This is a genomic window from Streptomyces sp. NPDC036764, from assembly GCF_055609385.1.
In genome coordinates this window covers 1,101,913-1,117,751 of record NZ_JBVJPT010000001.1, presented here as the reverse complement: position 1 = coordinate 1,117,751, position 15,839 = coordinate 1,101,913, and the positions used below count along the sequence as shown (strand labels likewise).

The 15,839-nt window shown below is 70.8% G+C and carries 15 protein-coding genes; 4 read left to right on the top strand and 11 right to left on the bottom strand.

The annotated features are described in order from the left end of the window. Positions 1-65 precede the first annotated feature (65 nt). Entirely contained in the window at positions 66-1,559 is a 1,494-nt protein-coding gene (locus ACZ69Q_RS04780) for a M1 family metallopeptidase (RefSeq protein ID WP_471036344.1), read from the top strand. 79 nt (positions 1,560-1,638) lie between these two features. Here ACZ69Q_RS04780 and ACZ69Q_RS04775 read toward each other — a convergent pair whose 3' ends face one another. Together ACZ69Q_RS04775 and ACZ69Q_RS04770 are read right to left on the bottom strand one after the other, a co-directional pair. Next, complete coding sequence (locus ACZ69Q_RS04775; protein ID WP_471036341.1) at positions 1,639-2,541, bottom strand: PfkB family carbohydrate kinase; 903 nt, start codon at positions 2,539-2,541, stop codon at positions 1,639-1,641. Between the two features lie 183 nt (positions 2,542-2,724). Then, a complete protein-coding gene (locus tag ACZ69Q_RS04770; protein ID WP_471036338.1) occupies positions 2,725-4,191 on the bottom strand; it encodes an amino acid permease in 1,467 nt (488 codons plus the stop codon). A 221-nt stretch (positions 4,192-4,412) separates the two neighbouring features. Here ACZ69Q_RS04770 and ACZ69Q_RS04765 point away from each other — a divergent pair, with 221 nt between their 5' ends. Next, complete coding sequence (locus ACZ69Q_RS04765) at positions 4,413-5,168, top strand: MerR family transcriptional regulator (RefSeq protein ID WP_471036335.1); 756 nt, start codon at positions 4,413-4,415, stop codon at positions 5,166-5,168. A gap of 204 nt (positions 5,169-5,372) precedes the next feature. Here the strand turns inward: ACZ69Q_RS04765 and ACZ69Q_RS04760 are convergent, their stop codons facing one another. The 5 genes from ACZ69Q_RS04760 to ACZ69Q_RS04740 all read right to left on the bottom strand — a co-directional run bounded on the left by ACZ69Q_RS04760 (position 5,373) and on the right by ACZ69Q_RS04740 (position 11,616). Then, on the bottom strand, positions 5,373-7,547 hold the full coding sequence (locus ACZ69Q_RS04760; RefSeq protein WP_471036331.1) for a 3-hydroxyacyl-CoA dehydrogenase NAD-binding domain-containing protein: 2,175 nt from the start codon (positions 7,545-7,547) through the stop codon (positions 5,373-5,375). Positions 7,548-7,581: 34 nt separating this feature from the next. After that, a complete protein-coding gene (locus ACZ69Q_RS04755; protein ID WP_471036328.1) occupies positions 7,582-8,796 on the bottom strand; it encodes an acetyl-CoA C-acetyltransferase in 1,215 nt (404 codons plus the stop codon). A 23-nt stretch (positions 8,797-8,819) separates the two neighbouring features. Next, on the bottom strand, positions 8,820-9,962 hold the full coding sequence (locus tag ACZ69Q_RS04750) for an acyl-CoA dehydrogenase family protein (RefSeq protein WP_471036326.1): 1,143 nt from the start codon (positions 9,960-9,962) through the stop codon (positions 8,820-8,822). Next, positions 9,959-11,107, bottom strand: a complete 1,149-nt coding sequence (locus tag ACZ69Q_RS04745) for a CaiB/BaiF CoA transferase family protein (RefSeq protein ID WP_471036322.1) — start codon at positions 11,105-11,107, stop codon at positions 9,959-9,961. The genes ACZ69Q_RS04750 and ACZ69Q_RS04745 overlap by 4 nt, the downstream gene beginning before the upstream one ends. A gap of 128 nt (positions 11,108-11,235) precedes the next feature. Further along, positions 11,236-11,616 carry an MmcQ/YjbR family DNA-binding protein gene (locus ACZ69Q_RS04740; protein ID WP_471036317.1) on the bottom strand — a complete coding sequence of 127 codons (381 nt, stop codon included), beginning with the start codon at positions 11,614-11,616 and terminating at the stop codon, positions 11,236-11,238. Between the two features lie 91 nt (positions 11,617-11,707). On the opposite strand from ACZ69Q_RS04740, the gene ACZ69Q_RS04735 reads away from it, so the two are divergent. Further along, positions 11,708-12,886, top strand: a complete 1,179-nt coding sequence (locus tag ACZ69Q_RS04735) for a saccharopine dehydrogenase family protein (protein ID WP_471036314.1) — start codon at positions 11,708-11,710, stop codon at positions 12,884-12,886. 11 nt (positions 12,887-12,897) lie between these two features. On the opposite strand, the gene mmpA is transcribed toward ACZ69Q_RS04735, so the two are convergent. Then, a complete protein-coding gene (mmpA, locus tag ACZ69Q_RS04730) occupies positions 12,898-13,044 on the bottom strand; it encodes a morphogenic membrane protein MmpA (RefSeq protein WP_164905106.1) in 147 nt (48 codons plus the stop codon). Between the two features lie 85 nt (positions 13,045-13,129). Continuing rightward, positions 13,130-13,819 carry an endonuclease V gene (locus ACZ69Q_RS04725; RefSeq protein WP_471036309.1) on the bottom strand — a complete coding sequence of 230 codons (690 nt, stop codon included), beginning with the start codon at positions 13,817-13,819 and terminating at the stop codon, positions 13,130-13,132. A gap of 41 nt (positions 13,820-13,860) precedes the next feature. Here ACZ69Q_RS04725 and ACZ69Q_RS04720 point away from each other — a divergent pair, with 41 nt between their 5' ends. Next, positions 13,861-14,157 (top strand): YciI family protein, encoded by a 297-nt coding sequence (locus ACZ69Q_RS04720; protein ID WP_471036306.1) that lies wholly within the window; start codon positions 13,861-13,863, stop codon positions 14,155-14,157. Positions 14,158-14,160: 3 nt separating this feature from the next. On the opposite strand, the gene ACZ69Q_RS04715 is transcribed toward ACZ69Q_RS04720, so the two are convergent. Both ACZ69Q_RS04715 and ACZ69Q_RS04710 read right to left on the bottom strand, forming a co-directional pair. Next, positions 14,161-14,484, bottom strand: a complete 324-nt coding sequence (locus ACZ69Q_RS04715; RefSeq protein WP_471036303.1) for a plasmid stabilization protein — start codon at positions 14,482-14,484, stop codon at positions 14,161-14,163. 62 nt (positions 14,485-14,546) lie between these two features. Then, the gene (locus ACZ69Q_RS04710; RefSeq protein WP_471036301.1) at positions 14,547-15,650 is read right to left on the bottom strand and encodes a WD40/YVTN/BNR-like repeat-containing protein; all 1,104 of its coding nucleotides are present in this window, start codon (positions 15,648-15,650) and stop codon (positions 14,547-14,549) included. Between the last annotated feature and the right edge of the window lie 189 nt (positions 15,651-15,839).

Below are 15,839 nucleotides of genomic sequence, written 5' to 3'. Positions count from 1 at the left end.
ACGCAGGGGGCACAGGTACTCAATAGGCTCCGGACAGACTTCGGCCCCTACGACTTGGAGCTTTTGTGCACCGCAGAATCATGGCGCCGGGCGCACTGGCGGCTGCCTCGCTGATGCTGGCGATCCCGGCGTCGGCGGCCAGTCACACCCCCGGAGCTTCGGGCATCGGCGACCCCTACTACCCGGCCTACGGCAACGGCGGCTACGACGTCTCCCACTACGACCTCCGGCTCAAGTACCAGCCGGCCACGGACGAGCTGGAGGGCACGGCGACGCTGCTGGCGAAGACCACGCAGGACCTGTCCCGGTTCAACCTGGACTTCCTGCTGGACGTCAGCGAGGTGCGGGTGAACGGCGTGAAGGCGTCGTTCGCGGCCTCGGGCGAGCACGAGCTGGAGATCACGCCGAAGAAGGCGCTGGCCAAGGACACGCCCATCACCGTCGTCGTGCGCTACCACGGTGTGCCCTCGACGAAGGAGGCGTACGGCTTCAACGTGTGGCTGCGCACCTCGGACGGCGGCGTCGCAGCGGGTGAGCCCGAGGGGGCCTGGTGGTGGTTCCCGAGCAACGACCACCCGCTCGACAAGGCGACCTACGACGTGTCGGTGCAGGTGCCCAACGGCACGCAGTTCATCTCCAACGGAACGCTCCAGTCGACGAGTTCGCGGGCGGGCTGGACCCGTTACAACTGGCGCTCCAACAAGCCGCAGGCCACTTATCTGGCCACTTTCGCGGCGGGACGCTTCGACGTCACCACGGGGACGTCCGAGAGCGGAATTCCGGTCATCAACGCCTACAGCAAGGACCTCGGCGACCGTGCGGGGGCGGCGCGGGCGAGCATCGAGCGGACCGGGGAGATCGCCGACTGGCTGAGCGAGTACTTCGGGCCGTATCCGTACAACGCGCTCGGCGGGTATGTGCCGAACACGAACACCGGGTACGCGCTGGAGACGCAGACCCGGCCGTTCTACAGCCCCTCCAACTTCGCGAACGGGTCGAACACCTCCGTGGTCGTGCATGAGTTGGCCCATCAGTGGTGGGGCGACCTGGTGTCCGTCGAGAAGTGGAAGGACATCTGGATCAACGAGGGCTTCGCGCGGTACGCGCAGTGGCTGTGGTCCGAGCACGAGGGCGAGGGGACGGCGCAGGAGATCGCCGACTACGTGTACGCCTCGCGGTCGGCCGGCGACGCGTTCTGGTCGGTCAAGCCCGGGGATCCGGGGCCGGAGAACCAGTTCCACATCGCCGTCTACGACAGGGGTGCGCTGACGCTTCAGGCGTTGCGAAACGAGATCGGTGACGACGCGTTCTTCGCGATTCTGAAGGGCTGGCCGCAGAAGTACGCCTATGGCAACGCCTCGGTCGATGACTTCGAGCGGTACGCCGAGGAGGTGTCCGGCAAGCCGCTGGCGGGGCTGTTCGACACGTGGTTGTTCGAGCCGTCGAAGCCAGGTGCGCCTGCGGCGCGTAGTGCGTCGATCGCCAAGTCGGCGCCGGTGCAGCCGAAGTCGTGGAAGAAGATCGCCGCGACCAATGATGTGCACGGGCATGAGCACTGAGTCGCCGTTGGGGGTGCCTCATCATGCCGTCGGGCGCCTGCGGGTGTGCCGTGGCTGATCGCGCAGTTCCCCGCGCCCCTCAGGGGGTTGCAGTGAGCCGGAGCAGTTCGTCTCGCCCTATCGCGTGCGTCTGCGTCGACGGCACCGTGCAGGCGTGGGCGCCGGCGAGCGTGCCGTACAGGGCGCTGCGCCTGGGGGTCTCGCGGTTCAGCCAGGCGTAGAGGAACGCGGCGGCGAAGGCGTCGCCCGCGCCGTTGGAGTCCACCACCGGCGCGGGCGGTGTCGCGGCGGGCAGGCGGGTCAGCTCGTCGTCGGCGAGTACGTAGGCGCCCTTCGCGCCTGCCGTGGCCACGACCACCTCGGCCCGGCCCCGGTCGGCGATGCGGCGCATCGTGCGCTCGGGGTCGTCCAGGGCGGCGGCGGACAGGAAGACGACGTCCGCCGCCTGCGCGAACGGCTCGTGGTACGGGTTCTCGCCGTCCCAGTCGTGCAGGTCGGTGGAGAGCGTGGCGCCCGACTCGCGCAGGAGGGGCAGGGCGTGGGCGCAGGGCTGGGTGATGGTGACGTGGACGTGGCGGCTCGCTCCGGCCAGGGCACGCACGGTGGCATGCGGGAGGCGGTCGTCGGCGTGGCCGCGGCTGGTGTCGTACAGCGACAGCCGTCTGCCGTCGGGGCTGACGAGGTTGACGGCCCGCTTCGTCCCCGCGGGCTGCGGGATCGCGGTGAGCGCGATGCCCTTCTCGCGGTGCAGGGCTCGGACCAGGTCGCCCTCGGGGTCGTCCCCGAGCATGTCGAGGTGGTGGACCCGCAGGCCGAGGGCGGCGAGGCCCAGGGCGACGAAGTCACCGGTCTGCCCGGCGCGGGTACGGATACCCGAATCGATCATGTAGCTGTCGGCGTACGGCAGCGGCAGTTCCGGCACGTACACGATGGTGTCGACGCCCGCCCCGCCCAGGACGAGCACGTCGATGTCACGGCTCAACTCGCACCCTCCCCATGGTCGTAGACCGTGACGGCGACGGGGCACTTCGCTGCGGAGGCAGGTCGGCTCGCCGCGCATGCGTGGCCGTACGCCGAAAGGCTCCGAACGGTGGCGTCACCCCGGATGTAAGTGATCTCCGACATGACGCCACCGTAGAGGCCGGCACTGACAACGGCCCCGGAATTACTTCGTGAGCTCGGCCAGTTCCTGGTCCTCCGTGCGGTTGACGCGGCGGCGGACGGCGTACCAGCCGCCGACCAGCATCACGGCGATCACGGGGATGAGGAGGAGGGTCTTGCGGCCGACCTCGGGGTCGTTCCACATCATGCCGAGGCAGGCGAGGAGGAAGACGACCGTGGCGATCTCGGTGACCGGGCTGCCCGGGAGGCGGAAGGAGGGGCGCTCCACCAGGCCCGCCTTGGCGCGGCGGACGAAGATCAGGTGGCAGACCATGATGATCACCCAGGTGGAGATGATGCCGAGGGATGCCACGTTCAGCACGATCTCGAAGGCCTGGCTGGGCATGAGGAAGTTCAGGCCGACGCCGAGCACGCACACCGCGCAGGTGAGCAGGATGCCGCCGTACGGCACCTGGCTGCGGTTCATGCGGGCCGTGAACTTCGGGGCCGAGCCCGCCATCGCCATGGAGCGCAGGATGCGGCCCGTGGAGTAGAGGCCGGAGTTGAGGGAGGACATGGCGGCCGTGAGGACCACCAGGTTCATCACGTCGCCCGCCGCCGGGATGCCGATCTTCGACAGGACCGTCACGAAGGGGCTCTCGTCGGCCGAGTAGACCGAGCCGGGCAGAAGCAGGGCGAGGAGGACGACCGAGCCGACGTAGAAGAGGCCGACGCGCCACATGATCGAGTTCACCGCGCGCGGGACGATCTTCTCCGGCTCCGCGGTCTCACCCGCGGCGACGCCGACCAGTTCCAGGGCGGCGTACGCGAAGATCACGCCCTGCATGACCAGGACGACGGGCATCAGGCCGTGCGGGAAGACACCGCCGTTGTCGGTGATCACGCTCATGCCGGGCGTTGTACCGCCCACTTCGTGCTGCGTGGCCAGCAGGAAGATGCCGACGAACATGAAGCCGACGAGCGTGGCGACCTTGATGATCGCGAACCAGAACTCCATCTCGCCGAAGATCTTCACCGAGATCAGGTTCACGGCCAGCACGACCGCCAGCGCGATCAGGGCCAGCACCCACTGCGGGATGTCGGTGAACAGGCTCCAGTAGTGCGTGTAGAGCGCGATCGCGGTGATGTCGGCGATGCCGGTCGTCGACCAGTTCAGGAAGTACATCCAGCCGGCGACGTAGGCGCCCTTCTCGCCGAGGAACTCGCGCGCGTACGACACGAACGAGCCGGACGAGGGGCGGTAGAGGACCAGCTCGCCCAGGGCGCGCACGACGAAGAAGGCGAAGACGCCGCAGACGAGGTACGCGAGGGCGAGGGCCGGGCCCGCGTTGTGGAGGCGGCCGCCGGCGCCGAGGAAGAGGCCGGTGCCGATGGCCCCGCCGATGGCGATCATGTTGACGTGGCGGGCCTTGAGGTCCTTGCTGTAACCGGCGTCGCCCGCGTCCGCGGGCACCTGGGCCGCGTCGGTACGGGATGCGGCCACTGCCGTGTTCACGGCGTCCTTGCTCACGGGTGGTACCAATCTCTGGTGCGCCCGAGCGGATCGCGCTCGGGTGTCCGGACGAACGTATGGCCTGCGCCCTCCGTAAAAGGCACAGACCAAGGGGCCACCTTCCCCCACGGAGCGCACCTCATACGGTGGCGCACGTCACAGAGCGTCACTTCTCACACGGACGTCCCGCCGGTCCCGTCGGGTGTCACAGCAGTGGTGAGACAGCGATACTGCTGCACATGACGACCGGCACCGAGGAACCGACCCGGCCCACCCTCACGATCGACGAGCTTGCCGCGCGCGCGGGTATGACGGTCCGCACGGTGCGGTTCTACGGCACCAAGGGGCTGCTGCCGCCGCCGGTGATCGGTCCGCGCAGGGTGGGGCACTACGGACGCGAGCATCTGGCCCGGCTGGCACTCATCGAGGAGCTTCAGCAGCAGGGCATGACGCTGGCGGCGATCGAGCGGTATCTCCAGCAGTTGCCGCCGGATCTGGACGCCCACGACCTCGCCCTGCACCGGTCCGTGGTGGCCTCCTGGGCGCCGGAGACCGTGGAGACGGTGTCGCGGGACGAGCTGGAGCGGCGGGCGGGGCGCCCCCTCGGCGACGACGACCTGGAGCGGCTGGCCGCGATGGGCGTGGTCGAGTCCGGCGAAGGGGGCGGCGAGACGGACGGCGACGGTCACCGCGACTACCGCGTCGACCTGGGGCTGCTGCGGCTCGGCGTCGGACTGCTGGACGTACCGCTCTCCCAGGAGGCGATCCTCGCGGCGCGGGGGGTCCTCATCGAGCACTCGCGCGCCGCGGCACACGAGCTGTCGCAGCTCTTCCGCGGCGAGGTGTCGGAGCGCACCGCGCAGGACGTGAAGTCGCTGTCCGCCTATATGCAACCCGTGATCGTGCAGGCCCTGTTGACGACCTTTCAGCGGTCCCTGCGCGAGGAGCTGCGGCAGTGGCTGGGCGGCGACCCGACGGAACGCGGATCCGCCTGACACGTTGGCGCGCGGCGTCGCGCAGTTCGCACCAACCGGGTGCGGGAGCGGCGGACGTCGAGCGGACCGATCAGGCGGGGCGGGATCCCATGGGGGCTCCCCGGGGCCGGGCACCGGAGTGGGGACGGTTCGTCCGCCGGCTTCGGGGGCCGTTCCCGGGGAGCAGGGCCGGCGTATCGCTGAACGACACGCCGCGATACGGCGTCAGTCGCCGAAGGTCTCCCCCTTCTGCGCCTTCTCCACCAGCAGCGCGGGCGGCGCGAAGCGCTCTCCGTACGTCTGCGCCAGCTCACGCGCGCGTGCCACGAAGCCGGCGACTCCACCCTCGTAGCCGTTGATGTACTGCAGGACGCCGCCGGTCCAGCCGGGGAAACCGATGCCGAAGATGGAGCCGATGTTGGCGTCCGCGACGGACGTCAGCACCCCCTCCTCCAGGAGCCGGACCGTGTCCAGGGCCTCGGAGAAGAGCATGCGTTCCTGCATGTCCCGGAAGGGGATCTCAGCGCCCGCACGGGTGAAGTGCTCGCGCAGGCCCGGCCACAGGGCGGCCCGCTTGCCGTCCTCGTCGTAGTCGTAGAAGCCGGCTCCGCCGCTGCGTCCGGGGCGGTCGAACTCGTCGACCATCCGGTCGATGACCGCCTCGGCGGGGTGCGCAGTCCAGGTGCCGCCCGACTCCTCCACGGCCCGCTTGGACTCGTTGCGGATCTTGCGGGGCAGCGTGAGCGTCAGCTCGTCCATCAGGGACAGGACCTTGGCGGGGTAGCCCGCCTGGGCCGCCGCCTGCTCGACCGACGCGGGCTCGATGCCCTCGCCGACCATCGCCACGCCCTCGTTGATGAAGTGGCCGATGACGCGGGAGGTGAAGAAGCCGCGGGAGTCGTTCACGACGATCGGCGTCTTGTTGATCTGCCGGACCAGGTCGAACGCCCGGGCCAGCGCCTCCTCACCGGTCTGCTCGCCCTTGATGATCTCGACGAGCGGCATCTTGTCGACGGGCGAGAAGAAGTGCAGTCCGATGAAGTCGGCCTGGCGCTCCACGCCTTCGGCGAGGACGGTGATCGGCAGCGTCGAGGTGTTGGAGCACAGCAGCGCGTCCGGCTCGACGATCCCCTGGATCTCCTGGAAGACCTTGTGCTTGAGCTCCGGGTTCTCGAAGACGGCCTCGATGACCGCGTCGCAGCCGGCCACGTCCTGCGGGTCGCCCGTCGGTGTGATGCGGGCGAGCAGCGCGTCGGCCTTCTCCTGCGTCGTACGGCCCCGGGAGACCGCCTTGGCGCACAGCTTCTCCGAGTAGGCCTTGCCCTTGGCGGCGGCCTCCGCCGACACGTCCTTCAGGACGACGTCGATGCCCGCGCGGGCGCACGAGTAGGCAATGCCGGCGCCCATCATCCCGGCGCCCAGGACGGCTACCTTGCGGACCTTGCGGGGCTCGATGCCCTTGGGGCGGTTGGCGCCGGAGTTGACGGCCTGGAGGTCGAAGAAGAACGCCTGGATCATGTTCTTGGAGGTCTGGCCGGCGGCCAGCTCCACGAAGTAGCGCGCCTCGATGACCTGCGCGGTCTCGAAGTCGACCTGGGAGCCCTCGACGGCGGCCGCGAGGATGTTGCGCGGGGCCGGGTAGGGCGCGCCGCCTGTCTGCTTGCGCAGGTTGGCCGGGAAGGCGGGCAGGTTCGCCGCGAACTTGGGGTTGGCGGGCGTGCCGCCGGGGATGCGGTAGCCCGGCTTGTCCCAGGGCTGCTGCGACTCGGGGTGGGCCTCGATGAACGCGCGTGCCTTGGCGAGCAGTTCTTCCTGGGTGGTGGCCACGTCGTCGATCAGGCCGTTCTGCAGGGCGCGCTGCGGGTTGTACTGGGTGCCCTGGAGGAGGACCTTCAGCAGGGCGTCGGCGATGCCGAGGAGGCGGACGGTGCGGACGACGCCGCCTCCGCCGGGCAGCAGGCCGAGGGTGACCTCGGGACAGCCGATCTTCGAGCCGGGCGCGTCGAGGGCGATGCGGTGGTGGCAGGCGAGGGCGATCTCGTAGCCGCCGCCCAGGGCCGCTCCGTTCAGCGCGGCGACGACCGGCTTGCCGAGGGTCTCGATGCGGCGCAACTGGCGCTTGATCGCCATGCCGCCCTCGAACAGGTCCTGCGCGGTCTCGGGGGTGACCCGGATGAGGTCGCGCAGGTCGCCGCCGGCGAAGAAGGTCTTCTTGGCGGAGGTGATGATGACACCGCGGATGGTGTCCTTCTCCGCCTCGAGCCGGTCCGTGACCACGGCGAGCGAGTCGCGGAACGCCTGGTTCATGGTGTTCGCGGACTGGTTCGGGTCGTCCAGGACGAGGGTGACGACGCCGTCGCGGTCCTGTTCCCAGCGGATGGTGGTGGATTCAGTGCTCATGTGGAGGTGCTCCGTGTGATCCGTCGGGAGGGGGTCAGATGCGCTCGACGATGGTGGCGATGCCCATGCCGCCGCCGACGCAGAGCGTGGCGAGGCCGTACCGCTTGTCCTGGCGCTCCAGTTCGTCGACGAGCGAGCCGAGGATCATGGCGCCGGTCGCGCCGAGCGGGTGGCCGAGGGCGATGGCGCCGCCGTTGACGTTGACCTTGTCCAGGGACAGCCCCATGTCCCTGACGAAGCGCAGGACGACCGCCGCGAACGCCTCGTTGATCTCGACGAGGTCGATGTCGTCGATGGTCAGACCGGCCTTCTTCAGGGCCTTGCGGGTGGCGGGGGCGGGGCCGGTGAGCATGATGGTGGGCTCGGAGCCGGAGACGGCGGCGGAGACGATCCGGGCGCGGGGCGTCAGGCCGTACCGCTCGCCGACCTCCTTGTTGCCGATGGCGACCAGGGAGGCGCCGTCGACGATGCCGGAGGAGTTGCCCGCGTGGTGAACGTGGTCGATCTTCTCGACCCAGTGGTACTTCTGCAGCGCGACGGCGTCGAAGCCGCCCAGGTCTCCGATGTCCGCGAAGGACGCCTTCAGCTTGGCGAGGGAGTCGGCGGTGGTGCCGGGGCGCATGTGCTCGTCGTGGTCGAGGACGACGAGGCCGCTGCGGTCCTTGACCGGGACGACGGACCGGTCGAAGCGGCCCTCCTTCCAGGCCGTCGCCGCCCGCTCCTGGGAGAGCGCCGCGTACTCGTCCACGTCTCGGCGGGAGAATCCCTCGATCGTGGCGATGAGGTCGGCACCGATGCCCTGCGGCACGAAGTTGACGGAGAGGTTGGTCATCGGGTCGTTGAACCAGGCGCCGCCGTCCGAGGCCATCGGCACGCGGGACATGGACTCGACGCCGCCCGCGAGGACGAGGTCCTCGAAGCCCGAACGGACCTTGGCGGCGGCCATGTTGACGGCTTCCAGACCCGAGGCACAGAACCGGTTCTCCTGTACGCCCGCGACCGTGTCCGGCAGCCCGGCGGCGATGGCGGCGATCCGGGCGATGTCGGAGCCCTGGTCGCCGACCGGGCCGACGACGCCGAGCACGATGTCGTCGATGGCCGCCGGGTCCAGGTCCGGGAAGCGGGCGCGGATCTCGTGGATCAGGCCGACGACCAGGTCGATGGGCTTGGTGCCGTGCAGGGCGCCGTTCGCCTTGCCGCGGCCGCGCGGGGTGCGGATCGCGTCGTACACATACGCTTCGGTGCTCACTGGTAAGCCTTTCGAGGTGAGGGTCAGCCCAGCAGGGAACGGCCGATGATCTCTTTCATGATCTCGGTCGTCCCGCCGTAGATGGTCTGGATACGGCCGTCGGTGAAGGCACGGGCGACCGGGTATTCGCTCATGTAGCCGTAGCCGCCGTGCAGTTGCAGACAGCGGTCGGCGACCCGCTTCTGGAGCTCGGTCGCCCACCACTTGGCCATCGAGGCGTGGACGGCGTCCAGCTCCCCGTTCGAGTGGTCCTCGATGCAGCGGTCGAGGAACGTGCGGGTGACGGCGCACTCCGTGGCCATCTCGGCTATCTCGAACCGGATGTGCTGCTTGGTGGCGAGCGCCCGGCCGAACGCCTCGCGCTCCTTGACGTACTCGGTGGTGATCTCGAGCAGGTGCTCGGCGGCGGCGATGGCGGAGACGGCGATGCTCAGGCGCTCCTGCGCGAGGTTCGTCATCAGGTGCACGAAGGCGCCGTTGAGGTCGCCGAGGAGGTTCTCCTTGGGCACCTTGACGTCGCGGAAGAACAGCTCGGCCGTGTCCTGCGACTTCTGGCCGATCTTGTCGAGGTTGCGGCCCCGCTCGAAGCCGTCCGTGCCGCGCTCGACGACGAGCAGCGACAGCCCGTGCGCGCCGCCCTCGGGGGTGGTCTTCGCGACGACGATCACCAGGTCGGCGAGGATGCCGTTGGAGATGAACGTCTTGGAGCCGTTGAGCACCCAGTGGTCGCCGCGGTCCTCGGCGTGGGTGCGGATGCCCTGCAGGTCGGAGCCGGCGCCGGGTTCGGTCATGGCGATGGCGGTGATGATCGAGCCGTCGCAGAAGCCGGGCAGCCAGCGGCGCTTCTGCTCGTCGGTGGCGAGGCTCGTCAGGTAGGGGCCGATGATGTCGTTGTGCAGGCCGAGGGCGAGGCCCGGGGCGCCCGCGCGGGTGAACTCCTCGGCGAGGACGGCGCTGTAGCGGAAGTCGTCGGTGCCGCCGCCTCCGTACTCCTCGGGCACGGCGAAGCCGAGCAGGCCCTGCTTGCCGGCCGCGCGCCAGGCCTCGCGGGAGACGATGCCGTCCTTTTCCCACTGCTCGTAGTACGGCAGCACCTCCCGGTCCAGGAAGCTGCGCACGGTCGCGCGGAACGCGTCGTGCTCGGGGGCGAAGATCTGCCGCTTCATTCGAGGCCCTTCGTGGGTTCCTGGTGCTTCAGGAGGTCGGGTACTTCCCAGTCGCGGGCCACGGCCGCGGTGTCGGCGCCCGGTTGCGCGGGGCCGGTGCGTACGGCGGTGGGGGTCGCGGAGAAGCGGGGCGCCGGGGCGGGCTGGGTGATGCCGCCGTGGTCGGTGAAGGTGCCGCGGGCGGCGAGGTGCGGATGCCGCGGGGCCTCGCCCAGGGACAGCACGGGGGCCACACAGGCGTCGGAGCCCTCGAAGAGGGCCGTCCATTCGTCCCTCGTACGGGACTTGAAGCGGGCGGCGACCGCGTCGCGCAGCTCGCCCCAGCGGGAGAAGTCCTTGCGGGCGGAGGCGAAGTCCTCGACGCCGAGGAGCCGGAGGAACTCGTCGTAGAACTGGGGTTCAAGGGCGCCGACCGCCATGTACCGGCCGTCGGCGGTCTCGTAGGTGCCGTAGTACGGGCAGCCGCCGTCGAGGAGGTTGGCGCCGCGCCGGTCCTGCCAGCCGCCGGACGCGAGCATGCCGTGGATCATCGCGGAGAGGTGGGAGGTGCCGTCGACGATGGCGGCGTCGACGACCTGGCCGGTGCCGGTGGCGCGCGCGTGGTGCAGGGCGGCGAGGACACCGACAACGAGGTACAGGGAGCCGCCCGCGTAGTCGCCGACCAGGTTGGCGGGGACGGCCGGTGGTTCGTCGGGGTTCCCGATCATGCCGAGGGTGCCGGTGACCGCGATGTACGCGATGTCGTGGCCGGCGCGGTGCGCAAGCGGTCCGTCCTGGCCCCAGCCGGTCATCCGGCCGTAGACCAGCGCGGGGTTACGGGCGTGGCAGGCCTCGGGGCCGACGCCGAGGCGCTCGGCGACGCCGGGGCGGTAGCCCTCGATGAGGATGTCGGCGCGGGCGGCGAGGTCGAGGACGCGCGCGGGGCCTTCGGGGGACTTCAGGTCGACGACCACCGAGCGCTTGTTGCGGTTGGTGATGTCGTACTCGGTGTTGATGCCCAGCCCGGTGCCGCCGGGCCGGTCGACGCGGACGACGTCGGCGCCGAGGTCGGCGAGGAGCATGGCGGCGAACGGGCCGGGCCCGATTCCGGCCAGCTCGACCACGCGTACGCCGGTGAGCGGGCCCTGTCCTGGCGTCGTCGCCATCCTGCCCCCAGGGGTGTGACACTACTGCTGTAACACCAGCGATGCTAAGAAAGTGTCCGGACGGATACAAGAGCAAGCGCTTAGGAAGTTACTCGCCGGAAGCCGGGTCGCGAACCATCCCGGCGCAATCAGCGCGCGTCCAGCTCCGCTATCAGCCGCTTCGGCGCGATCGTGCGGTAGCTCTCCTCCACCCAGTCGCACAGCAGCTCCGCCGCCGGGGCGCCCTTCTGCTCCAGCGGGAGGCTGACCCAGCCGGCCTTGCCCAGGCCGTATCCGGCGGGCTCGGCGCCCGGGCAGGTCAGCGCGTGGGCGTGGGCCGACTCGTCCTTGAGCTTCACGGTGACGCCCATCGGATAGCTGCCGTCGGCGACGCCGAGGAAGACGAACACCTTCTTGTTGACCTTCGCGACCGTCTCACCCCAGGGGAACTCCTCGACGGCACCGGGCATGCCGAGGGCGAACTCGCGTACTTTTTCCCACTTCTTCAGGGCAGACCTGGGTACGGCCACCGCATACCTCCGGGCTCGTCGTCGGGCTCCGCACACCTCACGCTAGCCTCGGCCACCGACAACGGCGCGTGGTGCGGGACCGAGGGGTGTCATGAGCAGGCTGGGCAGGACGGATCGTCCGTACGACATCGTGCTCTTCGGAGCGACGGGCTTCGTCGGGGTACTCACCGCGGAGTATCTCGCGGAGAACGCGCCCGAGGGCTTGCGCTGGGCGATCGCCGGCCGCAGCGCCGAGAAGCTGGAGCGACTGCGCGAGTCGCTGCCGGGCGGCGAGGGGGTCGGGGTGCTGGAGGCGGACGTCGCCGATCCGGCCTCGATGCGCCGGCTCGCCGAGCAGGCGCGCGTGGTGGCCACGACGGTGGGCCCTTACATCAAGTACGGCGAGGACCTGGTGGCGGCCTGCGCGGACACCGGCGCCGACTATCTCGACCTCTCCGGTGAGCCGGAGTTCGTGGACCTGACGTACGTCCGGCACGACGCACGCGCGCGTGAGACGGGCGCCCGGCTGGTGCACGCCTGTGGCTTCGACTCGATCCCGCACGACCTGGGCGCGTACTTCACCGTGCAGCAACTGCCGCAGGACGTGCCGCTGACGGTGGACGGGTTCGTGACGGCCGACGCCACCTTCTCGGGCGGTACGTTCGCCTCGGCGCTCAACCAGTTCGCGCGCGGACGCCAGATGATCACCGCCGCGCGCGACCGCGCCCGGCACGAGCCGCGGCTGATGGGGCGCCGGGCGCAGGCGCCGACGGGGGTGCCCCGGTTCGCGGGGGAGGTCGGCGCGTGGGCGCTGCCGCTGCCGACGATCGACCCGCAGATCGTGAAGCGGTCCGCGCGCGCCCTGGACCGCTACGGCCCCGACTTCCGCTACCGCCACTACGCCGCCGTACGGACCCTTCCCGTCGCGGTCGGCGGAGTCGCGGCGATGGGCGCGCTCTTCTCGGCCGCCCAGCTCGCACCGGCCCGGCGCTGGTTGTCGGACCGGCTCAAGCCCGGCGAGGGACCGGGTCCGGAGAAGCGCGCGAAGAGCTGGTTCTCGGTCCGCTTCGTCGGCGAGGGCGGCGGCCGGCGGGTCTTCACCGAGGTGTCCGGCGGCGACCCCGGCTACGGCGAGACGGCGAAGATGTTCGCCGAGTCGGCCCTCTCGCTCGCCTTCGACGACCTGCCGCCGACAGCCGGCCAGGTCACCACGGCCGTCGCGATGGGAAACACCCTGATCGAACGCCTGCGCACGGCGGGCATCACCTTCCGGGTGGCGGCCACCCGCTGAAGCCCCCTGCCCTACAGCGGCCACCCCGCGATGGTGTAGATCATCCCGACGATCCACCCCAGCCCGGCCAACGTGGCCAACACCAGCGCGGCCGTCACGGCACGCTCAACGGGACGGTCGGGATCGGCGAGGGGCTTCGGGGAGCGGTGCGTCGTCATGGGGTTCAGCCTGCCGACCAGGGCGGGGCGGCGGCATCCGTACGGGTACTCAGTCCCGGTACTCAGATCGCGCGGTGCCGCCCCGTCAGGAAGTCACCTCCTTCAGCGCCTTCCGGCACAACGAGTCCGCTCTGCGGGTCGTCTCCGGCAAGCGGTACTCGGGGGTCAGCGCCAGTGTGTGGGCGCAGGCGTTCTCCAGGGTCACGCGGTGGCCCACCGAGACGAAGACCGGCTTGACGGAGTCGCTGGTGCGCAGGGCCCGGCCGACTTCCTCGTCTGCTGCCAGGAGGGGGGTCCAGGATCCTCGGGGGGCGGCGGGGGCGTCGTACGTGAAGGTGAACGGGTTCTTGGCGACGCCGATCGTGGGCAGGTCGGTGAGGACGCCCAGGTGGCTGGCGAGGCCGAAGCGGCGCGGGTGGGCTCGGCCGTAGCCGTCGCAGACGACCAGGCCGGGCGGGCAGGGCAGGGCTTCGAGGGCGGCCAGCACCGTCGGGATCTCGCGGAAGGCGAGCAGGCCGGGGACGTAGGGGAAGGAGATCCGCCCGACGGCCGTGGCCTCGGCGACGACGTCGAGGGTCGCCGCGTCGAGGACGACCGCCGCGGCCGCGACCACGTCGCGCTCGTCGTCGTAGGCCACGTCCACGCCGGTCACGTGTCCGGATCCGGGCGGTGGCCCCGGCTCGTCGAGCACCACCCGCGCCCGCAGCTCGTCCTGGACGGCGCGGGCCTCCTCCTCGGTCGCGGGCCAGCCCGCGGGAATGCGTACGGTCGTCATGGTGGGCACGAGCGTACGGGCCCGGCGGTAGGCTCGCGATCATGTTCGTGCTGGAGCTGACCTACACCGCACCGATCGAGGACGTCGACGCCGTGCTGGAGGCCCATGTGGCGTGGCTCGACGAGCAGTACGCGAAGGGGATCTTCCTCGCGTCCGGGCGCAAGGACCCCCGTGACGGCGGGGTGATCCTCGCCGTCGCGGAGGACCGCGCCGGGATCGAGCGGATCGCCGCGTCCGACCCGTTCGTCGGCGCGGGCGTCTGCGCCTACCGCGTCACCGAGTTCGTCGCCACCAAGACGGCGCCGGAACTGGATCGGTACCGCGAGGCGCCCCGGTGAGCCTCACTTGCCCAGCGCCTGCTTGAGCTGGCCCTTGTTCATGTCCGAACGCCCGTGGATGTTGCGCCGCTTGGCCTCCTCGTAGAGCTGGTCGTAGGTGGGACCCTGCGGGCCCTTCCCGGAGCGCTGCCCGCCCCGCCTGCCGGAGGACATGTCCTCGGTGGACGTACGGCTGGCGGTCTTCGACTCGCCGGAGCGCGCGCGTTCCTTGTTCACCGTCCGCGCGGCGATCTCCTCGGCACGCGAGGTGCTCTCGCCGCGGTCCTGGGCGCTCTTCTTGATGTGCTCGTACTGGCGTTCCCGCTTCGCGTTCGATCCGGCCGGCATGTGCGTCACTCCTCTCGCGGACTCCTTACGCGATCCGCGTCCGAGTACCCGCATTCCGGCGCTCACCCCTCCAGCCGCGCGACCCGCCCCTTCTCCCCCGCGGCCCAGCAGCCCAGGTCGGGCGTGCAGTCCACGGTGTCGTACGAGCCGGTGTCCACGGTCCGCCAGGTCCGGCCGCCGTCGGTCGTCAGGTCGGTGCCGGTGGGGCCGACCGCGAGGGCGGAGCTGCGGCTGTGCGGGAGCCAGGCCACGCCGGAGCGGTAGGCGGGCACCGGCGTCGTCGCGGACCGCCAGGCGGCGCCCCCGTCGCCGGTGCGGGCCGCGGCCTGCGGGGAGCCCTGGTCGGGGCGGTAGTCGCCGCCGACCGCGAGGCCGTGGGTACGGTCGCGGAAGGCGAGCCCGAAGACACCGCGGGCCGGGTCCCCGGCCGGGATCGGCGTGTCCGCGGCCGTCCAGGTCAGCCCCCGGTCGGCGGAGTGCAGCACACGCGCGCGCGACGCCCCGCCGGTGGCCAGCCAGACGTCCTTCGGCCCGGAGGTGACCAGGCACTGCCCGCTCGCCGCGAACCCGGCCTCGCCCTCCAGCGCCGCGGGCATGCCGTCGCCGGGGAGCACCTTCCAGGTACGGCCGCCGTCGCCGGTCGACAGGATGCGGAACCTGCCGTCGACCGGGTCGCTCATCGCCAGACCGTGGCGGCGGTCGAAGAAGGTGAGGCAGTCGTAGAAGGCCCGCGGATCGGTGTTGCGGAAGGACTCGGTCCAGGTCGCGCCGCCGTCGTCCGTGCGGTACACCCGGGACGCCTCGCCCTCCCCGATGGCCAGCACCACCGCGCGCCGCGCGTCGAACGCCTCGATGTCCCGGAACTGGAGCTCGGCCGCGCCGGGCGGCGAGACGTTACGCCAGCTCGCGCCGCCGTCGGTGGTGCGCAGCACGGTGCCGGCGGTCCCGGCCAGCCACGCCGTGTGCCGGCTCACCGCGGCCAGACCGCGGAAGCGCACCTCGGGCGTGCCGCTGTCCTTGAGCTCCCAGTGCGGCGCGCGCCGCTCCGGCTCGTGCGCCTGCGCCGGTACGGCCGTCAGCGCGGCCAGCGCCGCCCCGCACGCCACCCCCGCGGCCACTGTCCGAAACGTACGCCCCACCCGTCGCGTGCTTCCCGAACGCCTCATGGCGGGCGAAGCTAGTCCACCGCCCCGTTGCCGTCCAGATGGCCACACCGGCCACAGGCGATCATCCGGTCACTGAAGGACGAACGCCCCACTCCCATGCATGAAGGCGGTGACAGAGGTCACTCGGCATCAGGGTGCACGGATTCACCGATTCCGTCGTCTCTACGAGTGCCCGGTCCTGTCCAACCG

What these genes read in the sequence shown, in the direction of transcription:
- ACZ69Q_RS04760 (WP_471036331.1), bottom strand. Translation starts at nt 7,547, where the DNA reads ATGAGCACTGAATCCACCACCATCCGCTGGGAACAGGACCGCGACGGC.
- ACZ69Q_RS04725 (WP_471036309.1), bottom strand. Translation starts at nt 13,819, where the DNA reads ATGACGACCGTACGCATTCCCGCGGGCTGGCCCGCGACCGAGGAGGAG.
- ACZ69Q_RS04710 (WP_471036301.1), bottom strand. Translation starts at nt 15,650, where the DNA reads ATGAGGCGTTCGGGAAGCACGCGACGGGTGGGGCGTACGTTTCGGACA.
- ACZ69Q_RS04750 (WP_471036326.1), bottom strand. Translation starts at nt 9,962, where the DNA reads ATGAAGCGGCAGATCTTCGCCCCCGAGCACGACGCGTTCCGCGCGACC.
- ACZ69Q_RS04735 (WP_471036314.1), top strand. Translation starts at nt 11,708, where the DNA reads ATGAGCAGGCTGGGCAGGACGGATCGTCCGTACGACATCGTGCTCTTC.
- ACZ69Q_RS04745 (WP_471036322.1), bottom strand. Translation starts at nt 11,107, where the DNA reads ATGGCGACGACGCCAGGACAGGGCCCGCTCACCGGCGTACGCGTGGTC.
- ACZ69Q_RS04715 (WP_471036303.1), bottom strand. Translation starts at nt 14,484, where the DNA reads ATGCCGGCCGGATCGAACGCGAAGCGGGAACGCCAGTACGAGCACATC.
- ACZ69Q_RS04720 (WP_471036306.1), top strand. Translation starts at nt 13,861, where the DNA reads ATGTTCGTGCTGGAGCTGACCTACACCGCACCGATCGAGGACGTCGAC.
- ACZ69Q_RS04765 (WP_471036335.1), top strand. Translation starts at nt 4,413, where the DNA reads ATGACGACCGGCACCGAGGAACCGACCCGGCCCACCCTCACGATCGAC.
- mmpA (WP_164905106.1), bottom strand. Translation starts at nt 13,044, where the DNA reads ATGACGACGCACCGCTCCCCGAAGCCCCTCGCCGATCCCGACCGTCCC.